Raw genomic sequence first — 23,487 nt, 5'->3', positions numbered from 1 at the left:
TTTTGAACATTATTAGCTTAAAACCTTATAAATCTATAAAAGAATATACGTTTTTATTTTTCGTATTCTTAGTTTCTGCTTCCGCTTGGTCTCAACAACCGATCCCCCAAGACTCTATTAAAACAGGGTTTAGTTTAGGGCAGATAAAAGTTCCAAATCCTAATAGTGTAGAATCTAAATACACCTACGATCCAGAAACCAATCGGTATATTTATACAGAAAAAATAGGAAGTTTTAATATTAATTACCCCGTTATTTTAACACCAAAAGAGTATGATGCTTTAGTTGCTAAAGAAAACTTACGAAGCTATTACAAAGAAAAAATTGATGCCTTTGACGGAAAGAAAGATGGCGCAGAAGATGGGCAAAAAAATTTATTACCAGAATTTTATGTAAAATCAGATTTTTTTGAAACTATTTTTGGAAGTAATACCATAGAAGTGATCCCGCAAGGATCTGTAGAAATGGATTTGGGTGTTTTGTTTTCAAGACAAGATAATCCAACATTTTCACCAAGAAACAGAAGTAATTTCACCTTTGATTTTGATCAAAGAATTAGTTTAAGTTTATTAGGTAAAGTTGGGACGAGGTTACAAGTAACGGCAAATTATGATACCCAATCCACTTTTGATTTTCAACAACTTGTAAAGTTAGAATACACACCAACCGAGGACGATATTATTCAAAAAATTGAAGTAGGTAATGTAAGCATGCCCTTAAACAGTTCACTAATTACAGGTGCACAAAGTTTATTTGGTGTAAAAGCCCAATTGCAGTTTGGAAAAACAACCGTTACAGGTGTATTCTCTGAGCAAAAATCGCAATCAAACACAGTAGTAGCACAAGGTGGAGGAACCTTAGAAGAGTTTGAATTGTTTATTAGGGATTATGATGAAAACAGGCATTTCTTTTTAGCACAATATTTTAGAGATGAATATGATAAAGCATTGGCAAATTATCCTTTCATTAATAACAAAGGGTTACAAATAACCAGATTAGAGGTTTGGATGACCAATAGAAGTAACAGAACTGAGAATGTTAGGAATATTGTAGCACTTCAAGATTTAGGAGAGTCATTTTACAGTCCAACCCAACCAGAAAATGATAATTTGTTATTGGATCCCTTACCTTCTTCAGATTTTATAAACGCCACTAATCCGTTTGCTTTTCCAGATAATGGAAATAATGATTTTGACCCAACTACTATAGGTTCTGGTTCAATATTAACAGAACAAATACGAGATATTTCTACAGCAGATCAAGGTTTTGGGAGTTTAAATACGCAAGTTAACGAAGGAAGTGATTATGCCAAACTCGAAAATGCTAGAAAATTAGTCAATGGGCAAGAGTATACATTAAATACAGAACTTGGGTATATCTCATTAAATCAACGATTAAATAATGATGAGGTATTAGCGGTTGCATTTCAATACACTGTAGCTGGACAAGTCTATCAAGTAGGTGAATTTGCAAATGATGGTGTCGATGCTACAGATGTCGACACCAATACAGAAGGGCAAGTAACCTCTGTAGTTAACACTGCACTGGTTTTAAAAATGCTTAAAAGTAGCATTACTAATGTTGAACAACCCATTTGGGATTTAATGATGAAAAATATATACGACACAGGAGCGTATAATTTAAGTCAAGACGATTTTAAACTGAATATTTTTTATAACGAAGCATCTCCTTTAAACTTTATTTCGCCAGTAGGAGCTAGTTTTGATGTTGACATCAATGGAAACCCAGTTACAGGATCGACAGATAATGAAGACTTAATACAAAACGTCCCATTATTACGAGTATTCAATCTAGATAAATTAAATTTCAATAACGATCCACAAACAAGAGGTGATGGGTTTTTTGATTTTTTCCCGGGTATAACCGTAATTCCGCAAAATGGAAAAATAATATTCACAAGCGCAGAGCCTTTTGGAGAATACCTTTTTAATGTATTAGGAGGTGGTGATTATAATATCGATACCTCATATAATGCCGATCAAACAAAATACGTTTATGACATTCTGTATAAAGAAACAAAAACGGCAGCTTTAGAAGAAGTTGAAAAAAACAAATTCAAATTAAAAGGACGATATAAATCTACGGGAGGCGATGGTATTCCTATTGGATCGTTTAACGTCCCAAGAGGATCAGTAAGAGTTACAGCAGGTGGACGTGTTTTAGTTGAAGGAATTGATTATACGGTAAACTATCAACTAGGTCGTGTACAAATTTTAGATGAAGCGCTAAAAGCTTCTAACACACCCATACAAGTTTCTACAGAAAATAATGCGGTGTTTGGTCAGCAAACTAGACGTTTTACAGGTTTAAATATAGAGCATAAATTCAACGAAAATTTTGTGTTAGGAGCAACACTTTTAAACCTTAATGAGCGTCCTATAACTCAAAAAGCAAATTTTGGATCAGAGCCTATAAACAATACTATTTTTGGGGTTAATGGTAATTATTCTACCAAAGTGCCTTTTTTAACTCGATTGGCAAATAAGTTGCCAAATATTGATACTGATGTAGAATCCAATCTATCCTTAAGGGGTGAGTTTGCCTATTTGGCACCAGGCGCTCCAAAAGGAACAGATTTTAATGGCGAAGCCACATCCTATGTTGATGATTTTGAGGGCTCTCAAAATGCCATCGATTTAAAATCTCAGCAATCTTGGTTTTTATCCAGTAGGCCTTTAAAACTTGATGGTACAGATACGTTTGATGTTAATAATATAACCAATGGTTATGATAGAGCCTTATTAAACTGGTACAGTATAGATCCCATTTTTTACAGTACCCAACGCCCAGATGAGATATCGGACGAAGATTTATCAAGTTTATACACCAGCCGTGTGTTTATTAATGAACTTTTTCCAGAAAGAGATTTGGTACAAGGACAGAATTCTGTGCTTTTTACACTAGATTTAGCCTATTATCCACAAGAACGTGGCCCCTATAATTTTAATCCTTTAGCGACAGATGGAATTAGTACTGCAGAAGCCAGAAACAGTTGGGCAGGGATCACCAGACAATTAACATCCACAGATTTTGAACAACAAAATGTAGAATATATTGAATTTTGGTTGCAAGATCCATTTCAAGAAAATCCAAGCCATACAGGAGGAAAACTGGTGTTTAATCTTGGTAATATCTCTGAGGATATTATTAAAGATGGTAAAAAACTATATGAAAATGGCTTGCCTAAGGATGGAGATGTTGGTTTGTTGCAACCAACCTCTTGGGGAACGGTGGTTCCACAAAACCAATCGTTAATTTATGCCTTTGATAGTACGGGAGAAGAACGTACCAATCAAGATGTTGGTTATGATGGTTATGACGATGGTGAAGAGGCTATTGAATTTGGAAGTGAATTTGGAGACGATCCAGCAAACGACAATTACGCCTATTTCTTAAACGCAGAAGGGGATATCTTTGAACGTTATAAAAAATACAATGGCGTAGAGGGCAATACCCCAGATTCTTTTTCTAATACCGATAGAGGCGCCAATACACAACCTGATGTAGAAGATATTAATCGTGATAACACCATGAACACGATTGATAGTTATTTTGAATACGAATTGGACATCACGCCAAGTAGTTTAAATATTGATACCAATCCATTTATAGTGGATTTTAAGAATACCGAACCAAGAGTGTTTCCTAATGGCGAAACAACTTCAGGAGAAAACAATCCTAAATGGTATCTGTTTAGAATTCCAGTTGAAAGTGAAATAGCTGAACCTATTGGGAATATATCCGATTTTAGATCAATCCGTTTTGCACGTATGTATTTAAAGGATTTTGTAGATCCAACAGTATTCCGGTTTGGAACTTTAGATTTAGTTAGAAGTGATTGGCGACGCTATAAACAGACCTTAGATGAAGACACTAATAACGATAATGATAACACCGAGTTTTCTTTAGGTATTATAGGTACCATTGAAAATAATGAAACCTATGTTAGCCCACCTAGCGTAGTACCAGAAGAGTTGTTTAATAATAATACGGTCGTACGTCAAAACGAACAATCCTTAGTCGCTAATGTTTGTGATTTAGAGCCAGAGGATTCTCGTGCCGCGTTTAAAAACATCAGTATAGATATGCGTCAATATAAACGCTTAAGAATGTTTATACACGCTGAAGAAGATGGCAATATTGGATTTCCAGATAGCGAAGCCTTAATTGGTTTTATAAGAATGGGTAATGACCTTACGGAAAATTATTATCAAATAGAAATTCCTTTACAAAAATCACCAAAGGGCTCTCGGGATGTTGATGAGGCATGGCCAGCAGAAAATGAAATTAATTTACCATTAGATATATTAGGACAAATAAAAGCCAAAGCCATTTCTGATGGACCTTTACCAAATAACCAACCTAGGTTTTATGATGTAACTAATAGTGGTATTGTTGAAGCAAACAATCAATTTGCAGGCTATGTAACAGGGCAACATCGTGTGGCTATAAAAGGAAACCCAAATTTTGGAGATGTTAGAACCCTTATGGTAGGTGTTAAAAACGCACATACAGCTAATATTTGCACCCAAGTTTGGTTTAACGAATTACGTTTATCGGATTTAGATAACGAGGGCGGATGGGCAGCAGTATTAAGTGTAGATACCAATATTGCCGATTTTATGAACATAAGCGCAACAGGAAGACAAAGCACTTCTGGTTTTGGATCCTTGGAACAAGGCCCTAGCCAGCGTAGTTTAGAAGATGTAAAGCAATATGACGTAGTTACAAACATAAACATTGGTCAATTATTACCAAAAAAATGGGGCATACAAGTGCCGTTTAATTATGGACAAAGCGAAGAACTCATTACACCCAAATACGATCAGTTTTATAAAGATTTAACCTTAGATTCTAGACTAGAAGCCGCAGAAACAAGTGCAGATAGAGATAGGATAAAAGAACAATCAGAAGATTACACAAAGCGCCAAAGTATAAATTTTATAGGCGTTAGAAAAACTAGAACTACTGATGCCAAACCGCGTTTCTATGATGTAGAAAATCTAACATTTAATTATTCATACAATAAAGTAGAGCATAGAGATTTTGAAATAGAAAATTCCGTTAATAAAACATTACGGGTAGGAGCTAATTATGCACATAATTTTAATCCAGTAACTATCGAACCGTTCAAGAAAAACGATTCGCTATTCACTGGAAAATATTGGAGAATTCTAAAAGATTTCAATTTCAATTTATTACCAACAAGCTTTACGGTAAATACAGATATTAATAGACAATTCAATAGACAAAAGTTTAGGGAAATAGGCTTGAGTGATGCCGATATAGCCATAGAAGAACTCTTTAGAAGAAATTACACCTTCGATTTTCAATATGCTATAAATTATAATCTAACCAAATCGCTACAATTTAACTTTACGGCAGCTAATAATAACATTGTTCGGAATTATTTTGTTGACAATGATTTAATAGCCGGAGAACAAGACAATACCTTAGATGTTTGGGATGGCTTAATAGATATTGGTGACCCAAATAGGCAAACACAAAACTTAGGAGTGACCTACCAATTACCAATAAATAAAATCCCGACCTTTAGTTTTATAGATGCTACGTATCAATATACAGGGAGTTTTCAGTGGCAAAAAGGCTCAGATTTGTTTGGTGATATAGACGTTGAAGTAACAGACCCTAATAATCCTGATGGACCAAAAATCACGCAGAATGTTAACTTAGGAAATACCGTTCAAAATTCTAATGTGCACAATATTAATGCATCATTGGACATGAAACGTTTTTATAAATACATTGGTTTAGTAAAAAAACCTATTAGAACCGTAAGAAGCAGATCAACACCAGGAGGAGGCCCTCCGGGAGCCACCCAGAAAAAGGCAAAACCGCCAAAATCAAAGAACAAATCACTTACTAAATTACTAAACACAGGTGTTGATATTTTAACAAGTGTAAAAAGAATACAAGCCAGTTATTCTGAAAATAACGGGATATTTTTGCCAGGTTATTTACAAACTCCAGGTTTTATAGGAACCTTAAAACCAACAGTAGGATTTACATTTGGTAGTCAAAGTGATGTTAGGTATTTGGCAGCAAGAAGAGGTTGGTTAACAACGTTTCAGGAATTTAATCAGCAATACACCTCAACCAACACCAAGCAATTGGATATATCGGCAAGCTTAGAACCTGTAAGGGATTTAAAAATAGATCTTATAGGTAACAGAGCATACTATGAAAACTATACGGAGAATTATAGGGTTACCGATGGTTTATATAATTCATTAACAGGCAACACTTTTGGTAATTTCAATATATCAACAGTTTTAATCAAAACAGCATTTAGTAAAAGCGATGAAGTAACCTCTGCAGCTTTTAATGAATTTAGAGGAAATCGATTAAAAATAGCAGATAGACTTGCAGAAGAATTTTATGGTAATACGACCTATGCCAGAGATGCAGAAGGCTATCCATTAGGGTTTGGAAAAAACAATCAAAAAGTATTGTTGCCAGCATTCTTGGCGGCATATTCAGGGCAAGATGCCAGTAAAGTAAAAACCAGTGCCTTTAGAGATATTCCAATTCCTAACTGGGATTTAAAATATACCGGTTTCATGAAATTCAAATGGTTTAAAAAGCGTTTTAAAAGGTTTTCAATAACCCATGGGTACCGTTCAACCTATACCATTAATCAATTTAGTACGAATTTGAATTTGGATTTGGAAGGCACTGGTGATGATGCCCCTCCAATTCCTGGAATACCCTATGCAAATCAATCAAGTGGCTCAAAAGACCAATCAGGGAACTTTAAAAACGAACGCTTATTTAGTAATATCAATTTAACCGAATTGTTTAGTCCATTAGTTAGGTTGGATTTTGAAATGAAAAATTCCGTTAAAATTCTTGCTGAAATTAGAAAAGATAGATTGCTATCCTTGAGTTTTGATAATAATTTAATGACTGAAGTACAAGGCAACGAATATATTCTCGGTTTAGGGTATAGAATTAAAGATTTACGCATACGCTCTAAACTGGCAGGACCTAAAAAGCGTATTGTGAGTGATTTAAACATGAAAGCCGATATTTCAGTTAGAGATAATAAAACCATAATCAGATATTTAGATTTAGAGAACAATCAAATTACTTCGGGGCAAACTATTTGGGGTCTAAAATATTCCGCAGATTATGCCTTTAGCAAAAACCTAACAGGTATCTTTTATTTTGATTATACTTTCTCAGATTACGCCATATCAACAGCATTTCCACAAACCACAATCCGATCAGGATTTACTATCCGATATAATTTCGGGAATTAACCAACATTCCCTTGGCTTGATAATTCGTATTCATGTTTAAATTTGTGTGATTTGTGCCTTTTTTAAAATGTCTACACACAATAGTTAAATTATAAGATTTATAACACATACCTTATTAAGCATAACTACAATACCAATAAGCATCAAAATCCTGCTAAAAAAGAGAAAGATTAAAGTTTAATCACAACATCTATTTGAATTTAAGATTTGAATAAATACATTTGCTGAATAAATAAACCTAAACAAAAAAAAATGAATATACCGGCAGAATTAAAATATACAAAAGATCACGAGTGGGTTAAAATAGAAGATGATGTGGCAACTATAGGCATCACTGATTTTGCACAAAGTGAACTTGGTGATATTGTATATGTTGAAGTAGAAACAATTGATGAAACTTTAGACGCTGATGAGATTTTTGGAACTGTTGAGGCGGTTAAAACCGTTTCAGACCTGTTTTTACCACTATCTGGCGAAATTATAGCGTTTAATGAAGCTTTAGAAGATGAACCAGAAAGCGTAAATACGGACCCATATGGCAACGGTTGGATGATAAAAGTAAAGTGTTCCGATTTGTCTCAAGTAGAAGGTCTTATGTCTGCCGATGATTATAAAGTACTTATAGGTGCTTAGAATACTAGCACTTTTATTAGCACTAGCCTATACGGTTGTTTTAACATTGGCCTGTTTAATGACTATTAAAAACATGCCTGATTTAGTGTTTTCATTAAGCGATAAGGTTTTGCATTTTTTAGCCTATAGTATTTTAACTTTTTTGTGGTTTATATCAGGGTTCCATACCTTTAAGTTCACAAAAAAACAAGCTATTATTTATGCTTTAATTTTTTCTATAGTATATGGTATACTTATTGAGGTGTTACAAGGAACTATAACAGTTTCAAGAGCATACGATGTATATGATATGTTGGCAAATTCTTTAGGCGCCATATTAACATCAACAATATTGTGGTTTAAGAACGGCTTACACGTTAAAAACACCTAAACGCTTGCTTTTTTGATAAATAAATAGTTATTTTAGCAATCTTAGATAAACGATTTAATTTATGGAACCTAAAAAAAATCCTAAAGCTAATGTTGGACGTAACAGTTCACTTTACTTCGCTATTGGTTTAGCTTTAATGTTGTTTTTAACAAACTACGCGATTAATTTCAAAACTTATGATAAATCTGATATTGATATCGGTCAATTAAATTTAGATGAGTTAGATGAAGAAGAAATTCCAATTACAGAACAAATTCAAACACCACCACCACCTCCACCACCTCCTGCTGCGCCAGAAGTGATTGAGATTGTTGAAGATGAAGAAGAAGTAGAAGAAACGGTTATCGAGTCTACGGAAGTTGATCAAGAGACTGAAATTATGGAGGTTGAAGAAATTGAAGTAGAAGAAGTAGAAGAAGATATAGATGTGCCATTTTCTGTAATTGAAAATGTACCAATTTTTCCAGGTTGTGAAAAAGGAAATAACGCTGCAAAAAGAGCCTGTATGTCTAGTAAGATATCAAAGTTTGTTAACAAAAAGTTTAATACAGAGCTGGCTAGCGATTTAGGATTATCTGGAAGACAACGTATTAATGTGATTTTTAAAATTGATAAAAAAGGTGATGTTGTAGGTATTAGAGCTAGAGCACCACATCCAGGATTAGAAAAAGAAGCAAAACGTGTTATTGGCTTATTACCAAAAATGAAACCAGGAAAACAACGTGGTAAACCTGTAAATGTTCCATATTCATTACCAATTATTTTCCAAGTCCAAGATTAAGAATATCGATTACTTAATATAAAAAAACCTCGAAGTTATCTTCGGGGTTTTTTTATATTCAATTTATTCTTTTTAAGTTAAACCGAAGTATAGAAACCCCATTACAAAACAGTAATGGGGTTCTTTTTTTGGTATGCTTATTGTGACTTTACCACAATATTAATCTGACAGCCGTTAGGCAGACATTTAAACTATAATTATTATGTGTAATCCAAAGAAAACTAACGAACTCAATCGGCAAAATGAGCAAATCGTGAAAAAATCACAAAAACATGAAGCAAATTTACAAAAAAACTCAACCCTTTATTTTCAAGTTGGGTTAATTGTGTGTTTACTGATGGCCTATAGCTTGCTTGAAATGAATTTTTAAATGACTATTCAAAAAGACGTTAGTTACAAAGAGCCAGATACTCCAACAGAGGTATTCATTGAAAACTTTAAGGTTTACGAAGAACTTAAAGCCCAAGTTAAACCAGAGGTTAAGAAAAAAGTTGTTTTAACTAATAAAATAAAGCAAGTTAAAGATGATTTCAAAATAGAAAAGATTATAGATATTATTATAAGTGAGCAGAATACTTCCACTAAACCAGTTATAGATCCGGCTAAAGTTTCAGTCTTAGATAAGCTAGATGATGAGCCCGTATTTATAGGTTTTGTACAAAAGGTTCCAATCTATCCAGGTTGCGAAAAAACAAAAAATAATAAAGCTAGAAAAAAATGTATGTCTGAAAAAATAGGAAAACTAATTCAAAGAAAATTTGATGGAGGAGATATAGCTTTAGATTATGGTTTATCAGGAAAACAAAAAATTGATGTACAATTTACTATTAATAAAACTGGACACGTTACCAACATAAAAACAAGAGCGTCACATCCAAAGTTAGGACAAGAGGCCGTTAGGGTTATTAATTTTATTCCAGAAATGACGCCAGGAAAACAGAATAATAAAAATGTTGGTGTTATTTATAACCTACCAATAGTCTTTCAAGTACAAAATTATTAAAGCATCATTATAATTTTATGCTTTAAAACCGTTATCATTTTAGTGATAGCGGTTTTTTATGACCTATCTAGACAGCTATCGGAATTATTTCAGATTCACATAAAATAACCTTCAATTTTAGAAGCGTCTGTCGACGTTTAAGTGTTATTGGAATCTAAAAAAATATAGTATCTTTCAAGCCTAAATCAATTCATAACAAAAAGACATGAAGCAATTCATTGTACTGCTCCTACTTTTAGTCCAATTTAACACGTATTCGCAAAGCGAGTTTTTGTCTGAAAAACCACCAGTTTTTCCTAATTGTGAAAATGTAGCTATAGACTCCTTACAAGCGTGTTTTGATAAAAATGTATTTGATATTATTTATAATAATTTTAAGGTTCCAGAGCGTGTAACTAAAGATAACTATAAAGGGGAAGTTGTGGTGCTTTTTGAAATAGATACAACAGGGCAATTTAGGGTTATTTATACCGATGCTTTGTATAATGAGTTAAAGGAAGAGGCTAAACGGGTGATCTTAACATTCCCAAAAATAAAACCAGCAACCTATAATGGTAGAAAAACATACAAGCAATACGCTATACCTATAAAAATTCCTTTGGTTGATCAAGCGGTTGCTAGTCGAGATTTAGCAGTCGAAAATAAAATCTCAAAATTAGAACAAAAAGCAAAGCAAGAGTTTGATAGTATAAATGCAAGCTTTAAGGTTTTTGAAGAACAGGCGTTTAATAGTCAACTAAACATTCAGTTTACACATAGTGACTATGCTCGGTTTGATAGGCAAATGAATGTAATAGGAACCAATAGCCATACCGCTTCAAAACCATTTGTTTACGAGGAAATTTCAAAATACTACGACTTTAAAGCCGAAAGGAAAAATCTCCAAAAAGAAGCGAATACTTGGGCGGGTAGAAAATTATGGAATGAGCACTTAGTCCAAATACAGAGTGATGATTATTGGTTTACAATAGACCCTATTTTAGATTTACAAGTCGGTAAAGATACCGATGCCAATTTCAGTTCAACGTACAATAATACCAGAGGGCTTTTAGTGCAAGGAGGTTTAGGAAAAAAGTTTAATTTTTACACATCCGTTTTTGAAAGTCAAGGGCGTTTTGCAGATTATGTAAACAGATATTCAGAAAGTTTAAAGGCTTTTGGACCAGATCCAGCTATTGTGCCTGGGCGTGGTATTGCAAAGCGTTTTAAATCCGATTCGTATGATTACCCCGTAGCAGAAGCCTATATATCGTATGCGCCTGCTAAGTTTATAAACATTCAATTTGGTCATGGTAAAAATTTTATAGGAGATGGTTATCGTTCCTTATTACTGAGTGATGTTGCTAGTCCACTCCCTTTTTTAAAACTCAATACCAAATTTTGGAAAATAAAATACACCAATACATGGATGTGGGCAAAAGATGTAAGACCAGAAGTTGAAGAGGACAAAGCCTTTTTAACCAAATACATAGCCAACCATTATTTAAGTTGGAACGTGTCTAAACGTTTGAATATTGGATTATTTGAATCGGTTTTGTGGACAAATAGTAACGGTAGGGGTTTTGATGTAAATTATCTAAATCCGATAATATTTTACAGAGCTATTGAGTTTGAAACAGGTCAGGGCGCTGGAAATGCTTTGTTGGGGGCTTCGGCTAAATATAAATGGAATGATAATGTAAATGTATATAGTCAATTTATATTAGATGAATTTTCGCTTGGCGATATAAAAGGTGGTGAAAAAAGTTGGAAGAATAAATTTGGATATCAAATAGGCGTTAAATATTACAATGCTTTTAAAGTGAAAAATTTAATGCTTCAATTTGAATATAATAGAGTAAGGCCGTACACGTATTCACATAATACAATTGTACTTAATTATGGACATAATAACCAATCTATGGCGCATTTATGGGGTGCAAACTTTAGTGAAGCCATTTTAATTGGACATTATAGGTTTAATCGTTGGTTTGCCGATGCTAAATTAATTTTTGGAACCCGAGGATTAGACTTTAATAATGGCTCCGATGATTTTAGTTATGGTGGCGATATTTATAGAGATGAAGAAGAAAGACCTTTTGATACAGGTATTGAAGTAGGTCAAGGCATAAAAACAACAACCTTTAACGGTAATTTACAAGCAGGTTACTTGATAAATCCAGCTTCAAACTTAAAGCTGTTTACAGATATAACCGTTAGAAATTTTAACCCTGAAGCGACAACCACTTCAACATTTAAAAACAACACGGTTTGGTTTAATTTTGGAATTAGAACCGATTTGTTTAATTGGTATTTCGATAACTAGTTTTTCAAGCTCTTATAAAGCGTACGTCTCATTTTTTCTGAAGAAATATAACAGCAGCCAAAATCCAAATCGTCGTAAGTTTTGGTTAACAAGGTATTTGAAACAACATTTTCTTCCGTTTTGCCAGTCGCAATTTCAGCTAATACCGATGTTCTTAAAGTTTCAAGCATGTCTAAAAAGAACAAATATTCCTTTTTATTGGATAAATTACCATGACCGGGAATTATTTTGGTGTTGTCATCAACAAAGATTAAAGCACTTTTTATGGCTTTGATATAGCCGTTAACACTTCCTCCAGAGTTTAAGTCAATATATGGGTAACGTCCATTAAAATAAGTGTCGCCAGTATGGAGCACATTACTTTCAGTAAAATATAATAAAGCATCGCCATCAGTATGCGCATTGTCTATATGAAAAACAAGAACCTGTTCACCGTTTGTATATAAGTTTAATTTGTCGTTAAAAGTAATTATAGGAAGCGATGCATCCGATTGTTTATCATTATTCTTAATACGTTTATAAACATTATCATGCGCTATAATGTGTGTGTTTAGTTTAGAAATATTTTCATTTCCACCAGTATGATCGCCATGATGGTGTGTGTTGGTTAAAAATCTAATGGGTTTATCGCTTAGTCTTTTTATAGTCTCTAAAATTTTAGGTGTTAAAGGTGCAAACTGGCTATCAATCATAAAAACGCCATCGTTGCCAACCGAAATACCAATATTGCCTCCTTGACCTTCGAGCATATAAATATTTTCGGTGAGTTTATGGGTTTTAATCGTTACACCCTTATCTTGAGCACAAGCAGTGGAAATTAAGCTAATAAATATGAGTGAAAAGATATAGTTTAGAGATTTCATATAATGCCATTAAAAATTATAGATACACTAAAAATACAATTTTTTAAAGCAAGCTGGGATTTAAATATTGCTCAAATAGCTTTAATAAGAACAAAGAGATAGCGCTTTGTTATAAAGGTTGAAAACCACAAAAAGCTATCGTTAAATTAAAAAGCAAAACAAAGCGTTAGGTTTTAAAGAAGTTTCAAGATGTAATAGATTTTCTGTTGCATAATTCGGGTTTTATAGAGTATCTTTGCACTCGCAATACAAAAGCCGTCAAGGACATAGAACATTGAGCAATTCAAAATCGTCATTAGCAACCCCTTCTGTAATTTCAGATTTTAAGGAAATCACCAAAATGCGTTTAGCATTAAGTGTCGTGTTTTCATCGCTTGCTGGGTATTTGCTAGGCGTTGAAACGGTAGACCTTAAAATCTTGATTTTACTAGCCTTTGGTGGTTATTTTATGGTAGGGGCGTCCAATGCCTTTAATCAAATTATAGAAAAAGATTTAGATGCCTTAATGGACCGTACTAAAAGCAGGCCAATTCCAGCTGGCCGAATGTCGGTTAATACAGCATTTATTATTGCCTCGGTTTTTACGTTATTTGGAATTATTATTTTATACACCATCAATAAGCAAACTGCTATGTTTGGTGCAATTTCCATCTTTTTATACACTTGTGTATACACACCTTTAAAAACCAAAACACCATTAGCGGTTTTTGTAGGAGCCATTCCAGGGGCTATTCCCTTTATGTTAGGATGGGTTGCCGCTACTGATGATTTTGGCATAGAACCAGGAACCTTATTTGCATTACAATTTTTTTGGCAATTCCCCCATTTTTGGGCTATTGGCTGGTTTTTATTTGAAGACTATAAAAAAGGTGGGTTTTTTATGTTACCAACAGGAAAACAAGATAAAGGAACAGCAGTACAAACTATTATGTATACCATTTGGACCTTACTAGTTTCTATAATTCCTGTGTTTGGTTTCACAGGGAAACTACAATTATCCATAGTAGCTGCCATAATTGTTTTTATATTGGGTTTAGGCATGCTAAACTATGCCATTAGATTATTTAAAGATATGACCGAAAAAGCTGCAAAACAGTTAATGTTAGCTAGCGTATTGTATATTACATTAATACAGATTGTTTACGTAGCAGATAAATTTATAAAATAACCATGGATTTAACACAGGGTACTACAGAGGAAAAAAATAACAGAGCGAAAAAAATGATGCTTTGGTTTGGTATTATTTCGCTTGTCATGTCTTTTGCAGGATGGACAAGTGCGTTTGTTGTGAGTAGCTCCAGACCAGACTGGTTAAAAGATTTTCAATTACCAAATGCATTTATAGTTAGCACAATAGTTATCGTTATAAGTAGCCTAACTTTTATTTTGGCAAAAAAAGCATTAAAAAGTGAAAATAATAAAGCAACATCACTTTGGTTATTTATAACATTAATTTTAGGAGTTGTTTTTATTTTTAATCAGTTTTCAGGCTTTCAACAAATCATAAATTTAGGCTATAATTTTACAGGACCAACCAGTAATGTAACCATGTCTTACATTTATTTAATAGCATTGGTGCACATTTTGCACGTTATTGTTGGTTTAATTTGTTTGTTGGTTGTAATTTATAATCATTTTAAACAAAAGTATAATCCAACTAAAATGTTAGGGTTTGAACTAGCAGCCACTTTTTGGCATTTTATAGATATACTGTGGGTGTATCTCTTTTTGTTTTTATATTTCGTAAGATAATTATATTAATTTTTTAAAGGTCTAATGTCGCATTCAATTAGACTTTTATTTATAGTTTTTAAAATATAGTATGGGATGTTTTATTAGATAAATAAATTGATTATTTTTGTGCAACTTTTTAATAACAACCATTATATATGAGTACAGCAGTAGCAGAAAGCAAAACTTGGGGAGGCGGCAATCAACCGCTTAAAGCAAGTTACGGTAAAATGATGATGTGGTTTTTCATCGTTTCAGATGCTTTAACATTCTCAGGGTTTTTAGCAGCCTATGGGTTTTCAAGATTTAAGTTCATTGATTCATGGCCAATTGCCGACGAAGTGTTTACACACTTTCCGTTTTTACACGGTGTAGATGCCCCAATGTATTATGTGGCATTTATGACGTTTGTATTAATTATGTCGTCAGTAACTATGGTATTGGCTGTTGATGCTGGTCATCATTTAAATAAAGGAAAAGTTACTATTTACATGTTTTTAACCATTATAGGTGGTTTAATATTTGTGGGGTCTCAAGCGTGGGAATGGAACACATTTATTAAAGGCGATTATGGTGCTGTACAAACCAAAGGCGGAAATATTCTTCAATTTGTTGATACAGACGGACATCGAGTTGCACTTAGAGATTTTGTAGTTGTAGATGAGCATGCTGAAAGGACGCAACATGAACGTAAAAGCGGTTTATGGTTCGTTTCTGAAGGAACTTTACCAGCCTATACAGTAAATGAGGTTTTACATGGTTTAGAAGCTCACGACAATGTTTTAGTAAGAACACAGATTATAAATGAAGAAGGCGAAAAAACAGTTTTGTCTAGAGCCGAGTCTTTAAAACAAATAAAAGACAATGGTAAACTGGTTGTTGAAGGCGCCAATCTTCATGTCAATGAATATGGTTCACCACTATTTGCAGACTTCTTTTTCTTTATAACAGGATTTCATGGATTTCACGTATTTTCGGGAGTTGTTATCAATATTATTATTTTCTTTAATGTGATACTAGGAACTTATGAAAGACGCGGTAGTTACGAGATGGTTGAAAAAGTTGGTTTATACTGGCACTTTGTAGATTTAGTTTGGGTATTTGTATTTACATTCTTCTACCTAGTTTAATTAAGAATATTTTGTCATCTCGATGCATATCGGGATCTAAAAAGCATATAAAATGGCACACGAACATAAATTAGAAATATTTAGAGGCTTATTAAAGTTTAAATCAAATACTCAAAAAATTTGGGGTGTTTTAATCTTTTTAACTTTTGTTACAATAATTGAAGTAGCCTTGGGTATTGTTAAACCAGAAGCTTTAATGGCTAGTTTTTTAGGCATGAAAATCTTGAACTGGATATTCATCATTCTTACTATTGTAAAAGCCTATTATATTACTTGGGACTTCATGCACATGCGTGATGAAACGAAAGCATTAAGACGTATGGTAGTATGGACAGCTATATTCTTAATTTTATATTTAATATTTATTTTATTACAAGAAGGCGGTTATGTTTTTGATGTATATAAAAGCGGATATATAAAAAGAGATTTTTAATGAAATTCTGTTTTTGAATACTCATAAAAAATTACGAGTATTCAAAAACAGAATATTGAGTTCTTACCTGTTCCAAGCAGGAACCCTGATTTTATATCAGGACATTTTAATAGAGTTAAAATAAGAATTTTAGGCGGTTTTTAGACCGTCTTTTTTTATTTTTGCAGTGCGCTTTATGCAATAGAAATACTTTTATTTAATGGGTTATAAGAAAGTTAGTCGATATGTGGTTTTAGGAATCTTATTCTTTCTTCCTGTAACATTTTTATTGTTTTTGTATCCAGCAACCCATAATTACACACCACTTGATATTGTTAATGAATCCGTTTTAGATTTAGATAAGTTTACGTCTAATACAGAAGAAAAAATTGTTTTAAAAGACCATATAACAGTAGTCGGGTTTTTAGGTAATAACCCAATGAATAATAGCATTGCAGCTTCTAATTTAAAAGAGTTGGTATATGACAACTTCATAGGTTTTAAAAAGTTTCAAATAGTTGTTTTAATGCCAAAGGGAACAGAAGAAGCTGTTGAAGAACTAAAATCAGAAATTGGCTCTTACGAAGGCTTACGGTTTTGGCATTTTGTATTTGGAGAACCTAGTGATATTAAACAGGTGTTTTTTAGTTTAAAAACTAAAACACCACTCAATAAAAATTTTTCATCTAATGATGTCTATTTAGTCGATAAAGATTTAAATCAAAGAGGGCGATTAGATGATAGAACTGATAACGAACTAGAAAAAAGCAAACCTGTTTATGGGCTGTATGCCTATGACTGTATTGAAGTTGCTGAAATCAAGAATAAAATGAGTGACGATTTACGTATCTTATTTACCGAGTATAGGCAAAAACGTAAAGGCGAATTTAATTCTGATACCAGAAGGGCAAACGATTTAAATAATCAAGATGAAGAAAACTAATTATTCATATATAGGTATAGCCTTTATTATCCTAGTTTTTGGAATTATTTTTATTCCAAGAATCATAGATAGAATTTCAAATAAAGATATTATTAGAAACGAAAGCAGAAGTGATTTTGCTGATGATAAAAAAAACAGTATTTCAGATTTAGCCTTTATTGAAATTAACAGTGTGCCTAAAAAAGTACCGGTGTTTTCTTTCACTAATCAAGATGGAAAAACGATAACCAACAAAGATTACGAAGGCAAAGTATATGTTATAGAATTCTTTTTTACAACCTGCCCGACCATTTGCCCTAGAATGAATGCCAACCTTATTCAAATTCAAAATACATTTAAAGATTTTGAAGATTTTGGAGTAGCATCATTTACTATAAACCCAGATTATGATACCCCAGAAGTTCTTAAAGCCTATGCAGAACATTATGGCGTAACCAATCCCAATTGGCATTTAATGACTGGAGATAAAGACACCATTTATAAGCTATCAAACGAAGGGTTTAATTTATATACCGCCCAAGAAGAAGATGTTGCAGGTGGGTTTGAGCATTCAGGAAATTTTGCTTTAATTGATAAAAATGGCTTTATACGTTCAAGAAAAGATGATTATGGAAACCCCATTATTTATTACAGAGGTATCATTTCCGAAGAAGAACAAGTTGATGATGATGGTGTAAAAGAAGAAATTAGCGCGTTAAAAGCAGATATTATAAAATTACTAAATGAGTAATTTTATACCCTGGAAAAGTTGTTTTTAGAACCTGAAATTATAGATAATGAATGATAAAGAAATTTTAAACGAAAAAAAATACAATAAGCTAATAATAGTTTTGTCTATAGTCATTCCACTTGCCGTAGCATCACTTTTCGGAATTAAAATAGATGTAGAGCTTCCTGTGTTTTTACCGCCTATTTATGCCAGTATAAATGCCCTTACTGCATTTGTTTTAGTATTGGCATTCATAGCCATTCAAAATAAAAAAATAAAGCAACACGAAAGACTCATGAAGTTTGCTATTATACTATCAGTCCTGTTTTTATTTATGTATATAGCGTACCATATGACAAGTGACTCTACAAAGTATGGTGGTGAAGGTTTTAAAAAATACTTCTATTATTTTATTTTATTAACACATATTATAATGTCTATTATTGTCATTCCGTTTGTATTAATTACTTACGTTAGGGCCATTACTAATAATATTGAAAAACATAAAAAAATAGCAAGAATTACATTTCCTTTGTGGTTGTATGTTGCTATAACGGGGGTAATTGTTTATATTATGATTTCCCCGTATTATTAATGAAACCCTACTTCTAGGAGCAGGGTGTCTCGATAGTTGTAGCGATAATCCCGTTTTTAGAGCGGGGTCTATAGAATCAATAAAATGAAAAATAAAGTCATTTTTTTTCTCTTTTCTTTCCTCTTATTTATTGAAGCCAAAGCACAATGTGCCATGTGCCGTGCGGTTTTAGAAAGCGAAGAAAGTCAAACTGCAGCCGAAGGAATTAATGATGGTATTGTTTACTTAATGGCCATTCCATATATCCTTGTCGCAGGAATTGGCTATTTTATTTATAAAAATTACAATACGTTAAAGAAATAATAAAAATTTTCACAACCTTTTTTTGTAACATTTCTTTGTCTAGTTAGTCTTATTATCAGTCATTTGCTTTACTAAACCATCAAAGCCATGTTAAAAATCCATCAGCTTCATAAATCCTATCCTATAGGAGATTCTAGTTTACATGTTTTAAAAGGGATAAATCTTAATGTAGAAGAAGGCGAGATGGTTGCGATAATGGGCTCTTCAGGTTCAGGTAAGTCTACATTACTTAACATTATTGGTATGTTAGATGAAGCTGATTCTGGCGACTATGTTCTTGATGGCTTGCCTATAGTTAATTTAACAGAAAAAAAAGCAGCAGTCTATCGTAATAAATTTTTAGGCTTTATTTTTCAGTCTTTCAATCTTATAAATTATAAAAATGCCCTTGAAAATGTAGCACTTCCACTATATTATCAAGGTATGAAACGCAAAAAAAGACAAGAAAAAGCGATGTTTCATTTAGAAAAAGTGGGTTTAGCCGATTGGGCAAAGCATTTGCCAAAAGAGCTTTCAGGAGGACAAAACCAACGTGTCGCCATAGCTCGAGCACTAGCTGCAAACCCCAAGTTATTATTAGCAGACGAGCCTACAGGTGCTTTAGATACAACAACATCTTACGAAATCATGGAATTCATCCAACAGTTAAATGATGAAGGAAAAACGATTTTAATGGTAACGCACGAAGAGGATATTGCCAATATGTGTAAGCGTATAGTCAGATTACGCGACGGCGTTATTATGGAAGATAAAAAAGTAAATCAAGTAAGGGCAGAACAGTATGTTTGATGTAGACCTTTGGCGCGAAATATTTCAAAGTATAAATAAAAACAGAACCAGAGGCTTGCTTTCTGGGTTTACCGTGGCTTTTGCTATTCTATTGTTTACCATACTTTTTGGCATTGCAAATGGATTGGAAAATACGTTTGATAAACTTTTTATTAAAACAGCAGATAATATTATTAGAATTGAAAAAGGAACAACTTCAAAACCACATAAAGGACTACAGTCAGGACGTGAAATATTTTATAATAATACAGATTATGATTTTATTAAAAAAGAGTTTAATGATAACATAGAGTATATTTCAGGAAATTTAGGAAGAAATTATCAAGTAAAATCTACCTATAAAAAAGGGAACTATGATATAACAGGTGTGTCTCCAGACTATCAGTTTATTGAGAAAATGGAAATTAAAGAAGGGCGCTTCATTAACTTAAATGATTATAAAAAAAACAAGAAAGTTATTGTAATAGGTCGATTAGTAGAAGAAGATTTGTTTACAAATACAACTGCAATTGGGAAATATCTAAATTTAGAAGGTATCCAATTTAAGGTCATTGGAGTTTTTACAGATAATGGTGGCGATCAACAAGAGCGTCTATTATATATGCCAACGACTACAATCCAAAACCTCTACGTTGGTGATGATAAGCTTAGAGATATTAGCTTAACATATAATCGTGAGATTGGTATGGATAAAGCATTAACATTTGGAGTAGAACTTACTAAAAAGTTAAAAATCCGTAAAAATGTTGCTCCGGATGATCAGCGTGCTATAAGGGTCACAAATATGGCACTACAAACAAAAGGCATAGATGTCATGACTTCAGGATTAGGTGTTTTAATCATAATAATAGGTTTAGGAACATTAATTGCTGGTATAGTAGGAATTAGTAATATCATGATTTTTATAGTAAAAGAACGCACTAAAGAAATTGGTGTTCGAAAAGCATTAGGCGCATCACCAAAATCTATTGTATCAATTATTTTAGTTGAATCTGTTATTATAACAGCAATTTCTGGTTATGTAGGCTTGCTTATAGGCGTTGGTGTTTTAAAGTGGATAGGGCCTAGTCTAGAACAATATTTTATAACAAATCCAGAAGTACATCCAAATATTATAGTATCAGCAACTTTTATTTTAATAGGGGCAGGAGCTTTAGCAGGTTTTTTTCCAGCTAAAAAAGCATCCAAAATAAAACCCATAATTGCATTAAGAAATGGTTGATTGGTTTAAGTTTTTATTCGATAAAGATACCTGGGCAGAAGTTTACTCTAGCTTAAGCAAGAATATGCTCAGAACAATCTTAACCATGGTTGGAGTTTGGTGGGGCATTATATTGCTTATTGGATTGTTAGGTTCCGCTAGAGGTATTGAAAATAACTTTAATTTACTTTTTGAGGACTTTGCCACCAATAGTGTTTTTGTTTTTGGAGGTAAAACCAGTATGCCTTTTAAAGGTTATGAAACTGGTAGGCCAGTAATTTTAAGAACAGACGATATTATTAAAATCCAAGAAAATATAAAAGGTGTCGAGTTTGTTGTGCCGAGAAATATGTCAAATTCTACACTAAGCTATAACATGTTGTCGGGCACATTTACTGGAACAGGAGATTATCCGCTTTTAGATGTTGTAGCTAAACAAAATTTGATTTGGGGGCGCTATATTAACCAAAGTGATATTGATGAACGTAAAAAAGTGATTGTAATATCCGAAGATGTTTATAAACAAATATTTCAAAAGGATGAATACCCTATTGGAAAAATTGTTCTAGTTGGAAATATAAACTTTAAGGTTATTGGTGTTTATACCGTTGTAAATTTTGGAGGACCACAAATAGATTTTAATATGCCATTTACGACCTCCCAACAAATCTATAATCGTGGCGGAAGAGTAGATTGGATGATGATTACAGGAAAGCCCGAGTATGATATTAATCAAATAGAATCAGACACAAAACTGTTACTGAAAAACATGAATAAAGTCCATCCTGATGATAACAGGGCCTTTAATGGTTTTAATCTAGGAGAACGGTTTAGTAGGTTAACTGGGTTTTTAACAGGTATGCAATTTTTAACTTGGTTTGTTGGCATTGCAACCTTAATAGCAGGTGTTTTTGCTATAGGAAGTATATTACTAATTACGGTTAAAGAACGGACTAAAGAAATAGGAATAAGAAGAGCTTTAGGTGCAACACCAATTGTAATAAAAAGACAAATAATAGTAGAATCTGTTACCATGGCTTTAGTAGCAGGGTTTATAGGTATTATTAGTGGTGGGTTAATTCTAATGCTATTGAATAGATCCATGCTTAAAAGTGATGAGCCTTGGATGATAAACCCCTCGGTTTCAATTGCTATTGTGTTTTTTTCATTATTGATTGTAGTTATATTAGGGACATTAATTGGTTTAATACCAGCAAATAAGGCAACAAGCGTTAAGCCTATAGACGCATTAAGAGAAGAGTAAAAAATAAAATAGAATGAGTAAATCAGTAAAAATTATTATCGGAATTGTAGCATTACTTTTATTTACAGTAGTCTTAAAATATTTTAAGGATGCTAATACTAAAAATTTAGAAGACTTTGTTGTCGAGAAGCCTTTTTATACCTCAATAAACTCAAAAGTGGTAGCGACGGGCAGTTTAAATCCCGAAGAAGAAATAGAGCTTAAACCACAAATTTCAGGTATTGTTGATGATATATTTGTTGAGGAAGGCGATATTGTTGAGAAAGGAGATTTAATTGCCAAAATAAGAATCGTACCAAATGAACAGTCTTTAACAACTGCAAATAGTAGAGTTAATTCATCCCGATTATCTTTTGATAATGCAAATACGCTTTATAAAAGAAATAAAGTGCTTTTTGAAAAAGGTGTTATTTCAAAACAAGATTTTGAAAACAGCGAATTATCCTTAAATCAAAGTAAAGAAACTTTAAACCAAGCACAGAACGATTATCAAATTATTCGTCAAGGGTCCGTTTCAGGGCAGCGCTTAGCAAATACCAATATTATATCACAAATTTCAGGAACAGTATTGGAAATCCCAATAAGAGTTGGAGACCAGGTTATTCAAAGTAATAATTTTAATTCAGGGACTACAATTTCCACAATTGCTAATATGGACAAAATGATTTTTGAAGGGCAAGTTGATGAGTCAGAAGTAGACAAGCTAGAAGAAGGTAAAAGTATTAAAATTGTTATTGGGGCACTTAATGAAAGAATCTTTCCAGCAAAATTAACCTTTATAGCCCCTAAAGGGGTTACAGATAACGCTGGTGCCGTTCAATTTACAGTTAAAGCCAATGTAAATATCGAAGCGTCCTTAAAAATCAGGGCAGGTTATAGTGCCAATGCAGAAATCGATATTGAAAGTAAAGACAGTGTATTTGCTATTAAAGAAGCTTTAGTTCAATATAACAGAATTACAGAAAAACCTTTTGTAGAAGTCCAAAAAGAGGATGGTAAATTTGAAAAAAGTAAGGTAACCTTAGGTTTATCTGATGGAATAAATGTTGAAATAACAGAAGGTGTAAAAGAAGGCGATAAAATTAAAGTTTGGAATAAAGCATCAAAAGATAACGAAGATGAAGAAGATAACGATTAATTTCTCGAAAAGG

General features: G+C 32.9%; 19 protein-coding genes. 18 read left to right on the top strand and 1 reads right to left on the bottom strand.

All coding sequences use genetic code 11. The features are described 5' to 3' along the window. Nucleotides 1-2 precede the first annotated feature (2 nt). The 6 genes from sov (at nucleotide 3) to ABD941_RS09595 (ending at nucleotide 12,396) form a co-directional block, all read left to right on the top strand. Nucleotides 3-7,304, top strand: coding sequence for a T9SS outer membrane translocon Sov/SprA (sov, locus tag ABD941_RS09620; RefSeq protein ID WP_425557105.1), 7,302 nt, complete (start codon nucleotides 3-5; stop codon nucleotides 7,302-7,304). A gap of 252 nt (nucleotides 7,305-7,556) precedes the next feature. Next, nucleotides 7,557-7,937: a glycine cleavage system protein GcvH gene (gene gcvH, locus ABD941_RS09615; protein WP_345273920.1), complete on the top strand. Its 381-nt coding sequence runs from the start codon at nucleotides 7,557-7,559 to the stop codon at nucleotides 7,935-7,937. Further along, on the top strand, nucleotides 7,930-8,307 hold the full coding sequence (locus tag ABD941_RS09610; RefSeq protein WP_345273919.1) for a VanZ family protein: 378 nt from the start codon (nucleotides 7,930-7,932) through the stop codon (nucleotides 8,305-8,307). Before gcvH ends, ABD941_RS09610 begins: the two co-directional genes overlap by 8 nt. A 61-nt stretch (nucleotides 8,308-8,368) precedes the next feature. Then, nucleotides 8,369-9,088 carry an energy transducer TonB gene (locus ABD941_RS09605; protein WP_345273918.1) on the top strand — a complete coding sequence of 240 codons (720 nt, stop codon included), beginning with the start codon at nucleotides 8,369-8,371 and terminating at the stop codon, nucleotides 9,086-9,088. Between the two features lie 370 nt (nucleotides 9,089-9,458). Continuing rightward, entirely contained in the window at nucleotides 9,459-10,091 is a 633-nt protein-coding gene (locus ABD941_RS09600) for an energy transducer TonB (protein ID WP_345273917.1), read from the top strand. A gap of 205 nt (nucleotides 10,092-10,296) precedes the next feature. Then, nucleotides 10,297-12,396, top strand: coding sequence for an energy transducer TonB (locus ABD941_RS09595; RefSeq protein ID WP_345273916.1), 2,100 nt, complete (start codon nucleotides 10,297-10,299; stop codon nucleotides 12,394-12,396). Here the strand turns inward: ABD941_RS09595 and ABD941_RS09590 are convergent. After that, nucleotides 12,393-13,259 (bottom strand): MBL fold metallo-hydrolase, encoded by an 867-nt coding sequence (locus tag ABD941_RS09590; RefSeq protein ID WP_345273915.1) that lies wholly within the window; start codon nucleotides 13,257-13,259, stop codon nucleotides 12,393-12,395. The genes ABD941_RS09595 and ABD941_RS09590 overlap by 4 nt on opposite strands. Before the next feature lie 274 nt (nucleotides 13,260-13,533). Here ABD941_RS09590 and cyoE point away from each other — a divergent pair, with 274 nt between their 5' ends. The 12 genes from cyoE (at nucleotide 13,534) to ABD941_RS09530 (ending at nucleotide 23,474) form a co-directional block, all read left to right on the top strand. Further along, nucleotides 13,534-14,427: a heme o synthase gene (gene cyoE, locus ABD941_RS09585; protein WP_345273914.1), complete on the top strand. Its 894-nt coding sequence runs from the start codon at nucleotides 13,534-13,536 to the stop codon at nucleotides 14,425-14,427. A 2-nt stretch (nucleotides 14,428-14,429) separates the two neighbouring features. Continuing rightward, nucleotides 14,430-15,011, top strand: a complete 582-nt coding sequence (locus tag ABD941_RS09580) for a cytochrome c oxidase subunit 3 (protein ID WP_345273913.1) — start codon at nucleotides 14,430-14,432, stop codon at nucleotides 15,009-15,011. Nucleotides 15,012-15,148: 137 nt separating this feature from the next. Beyond that, nucleotides 15,149-16,120 (top strand): cytochrome c oxidase subunit 3, encoded by a 972-nt coding sequence (locus ABD941_RS09575; RefSeq protein ID WP_345273912.1) that lies wholly within the window; start codon nucleotides 15,149-15,151, stop codon nucleotides 16,118-16,120. Nucleotides 16,121-16,172: 52 nt separating this feature from the next. Continuing rightward, entirely contained in the window at nucleotides 16,173-16,553 is a 381-nt protein-coding gene (locus ABD941_RS09570) for a cytochrome C oxidase subunit IV family protein (protein ID WP_345273911.1), read from the top strand. Nucleotides 16,554-16,752: 199 nt separating this feature from the next. Continuing rightward, entirely contained in the window at nucleotides 16,753-17,475 is a 723-nt protein-coding gene (locus ABD941_RS09565) for a hypothetical protein (RefSeq protein ID WP_345273910.1), read from the top strand. After that, complete coding sequence (locus ABD941_RS09560) at nucleotides 17,462-18,205, top strand: SCO family protein (protein WP_345273909.1); 744 nt, start codon at nucleotides 17,462-17,464, stop codon at nucleotides 18,203-18,205. Before ABD941_RS09565 ends, ABD941_RS09560 begins: the two co-directional genes overlap by 14 nt. 46 nt (nucleotides 18,206-18,251) lie before the next feature. Continuing rightward, complete coding sequence (locus tag ABD941_RS09555; protein WP_345273908.1) at nucleotides 18,252-18,779, top strand: DUF420 domain-containing protein; 528 nt, start codon at nucleotides 18,252-18,254, stop codon at nucleotides 18,777-18,779. Nucleotides 18,780-18,863: 84 nt separating this feature from the next. After that, nucleotides 18,864-19,082, top strand: coding sequence for a hypothetical protein (locus tag ABD941_RS09550; RefSeq protein ID WP_345273907.1), 219 nt, complete (start codon nucleotides 18,864-18,866; stop codon nucleotides 19,080-19,082). A gap of 87 nt (nucleotides 19,083-19,169) precedes the next feature. After that, nucleotides 19,170-19,871, top strand: coding sequence for an ABC transporter ATP-binding protein (locus tag ABD941_RS09545; protein ID WP_345273906.1), 702 nt, complete (start codon nucleotides 19,170-19,172; stop codon nucleotides 19,869-19,871). Beyond that, the gene (locus tag ABD941_RS09540) at nucleotides 19,864-21,093 is read left to right on the top strand and encodes an ABC transporter permease (RefSeq protein WP_345273905.1); all 1,230 of its coding nucleotides are present in this window, start codon (nucleotides 19,864-19,866) and stop codon (nucleotides 21,091-21,093) included. The genes ABD941_RS09545 and ABD941_RS09540 overlap by 8 nt, the downstream gene beginning before the upstream one ends. After that, nucleotides 21,086-22,336, top strand: a complete 1,251-nt coding sequence (locus tag ABD941_RS09535) for an ABC transporter permease (protein ID WP_345273904.1) — start codon at nucleotides 21,086-21,088, stop codon at nucleotides 22,334-22,336. Before ABD941_RS09540 ends, ABD941_RS09535 begins: the two co-directional genes overlap by 8 nt. Before the next feature lie 13 nt (nucleotides 22,337-22,349). Continuing rightward, a complete protein-coding gene (locus ABD941_RS09530) occupies nucleotides 22,350-23,474 on the top strand; it encodes an efflux RND transporter periplasmic adaptor subunit (protein WP_345273903.1) in 1,125 nt (374 codons plus the stop codon). Nucleotides 23,475-23,487: the final 13 nt, after the last annotated feature.

The organism is Flaviramulus aquimarinus (genome assembly GCF_039543205.1).
GTDB lineage: Bacteria > Bacteroidota > Bacteroidia > Flavobacteriales > Flavobacteriaceae > Flaviramulus_B > Flaviramulus_B aquimarinus.
The sequence above is the reverse complement of the archived record's forward strand: the minus strand, read 5'-3'. Positions and strand labels throughout refer to the sequence as shown.

Coding starts and splice junctions, on each gene's coding strand:
- gcvH (WP_345273920.1), top strand. CDS start 7,557: ATGAATATACCGGCAGAATTAAAATATACAAAAGATCACGAGTGGGTT.
- ABD941_RS09605 (WP_345273918.1), top strand. CDS start 8,369: ATGGAACCTAAAAAAAATCCTAAAGCTAATGTTGGACGTAACAGTTCA.
- ABD941_RS09600 (WP_345273917.1), top strand. CDS start 9,459: ATGACTATTCAAAAAGACGTTAGTTACAAAGAGCCAGATACTCCAACA.
- ABD941_RS09595 (WP_345273916.1), top strand. CDS start 10,297: ATGAAGCAATTCATTGTACTGCTCCTACTTTTAGTCCAATTTAACACG.
- ABD941_RS09590 (WP_345273915.1), bottom strand. CDS start 13,259: ATGAAATCTCTAAACTATATCTTTTCACTCATATTTATTAGCTTAATT.
- ABD941_RS09580 (WP_345273913.1), top strand. CDS start 14,430: ATGGATTTAACACAGGGTACTACAGAGGAAAAAAATAACAGAGCGAAA.
- ABD941_RS09575 (WP_345273912.1), top strand. CDS start 15,149: ATGAGTACAGCAGTAGCAGAAAGCAAAACTTGGGGAGGCGGCAATCAA.
- ABD941_RS09570 (WP_345273911.1), top strand. CDS start 16,173: ATGGCACACGAACATAAATTAGAAATATTTAGAGGCTTATTAAAGTTT.
- ABD941_RS09565 (WP_345273910.1), top strand. CDS start 16,753: ATGGGTTATAAGAAAGTTAGTCGATATGTGGTTTTAGGAATCTTATTC.
- ABD941_RS09560 (WP_345273909.1), top strand. CDS start 17,462: ATGAAGAAAACTAATTATTCATATATAGGTATAGCCTTTATTATCCTA.
- ABD941_RS09555 (WP_345273908.1), top strand. CDS start 18,252: ATGAATGATAAAGAAATTTTAAACGAAAAAAAATACAATAAGCTAATA.
- ABD941_RS09550 (WP_345273907.1), top strand. CDS start 18,864: ATGAAAAATAAAGTCATTTTTTTTCTCTTTTCTTTCCTCTTATTTATT.
- ABD941_RS09545 (WP_345273906.1), top strand. CDS start 19,170: ATGTTAAAAATCCATCAGCTTCATAAATCCTATCCTATAGGAGATTCT.
- ABD941_RS09540 (WP_345273905.1), top strand. CDS start 19,864: ATGTTTGATGTAGACCTTTGGCGCGAAATATTTCAAAGTATAAATAAA.
- ABD941_RS09535 (WP_345273904.1), top strand. CDS start 21,086: ATGGTTGATTGGTTTAAGTTTTTATTCGATAAAGATACCTGGGCAGAA.
- ABD941_RS09530 (WP_345273903.1), top strand. CDS start 22,350: ATGAGTAAATCAGTAAAAATTATTATCGGAATTGTAGCATTACTTTTA.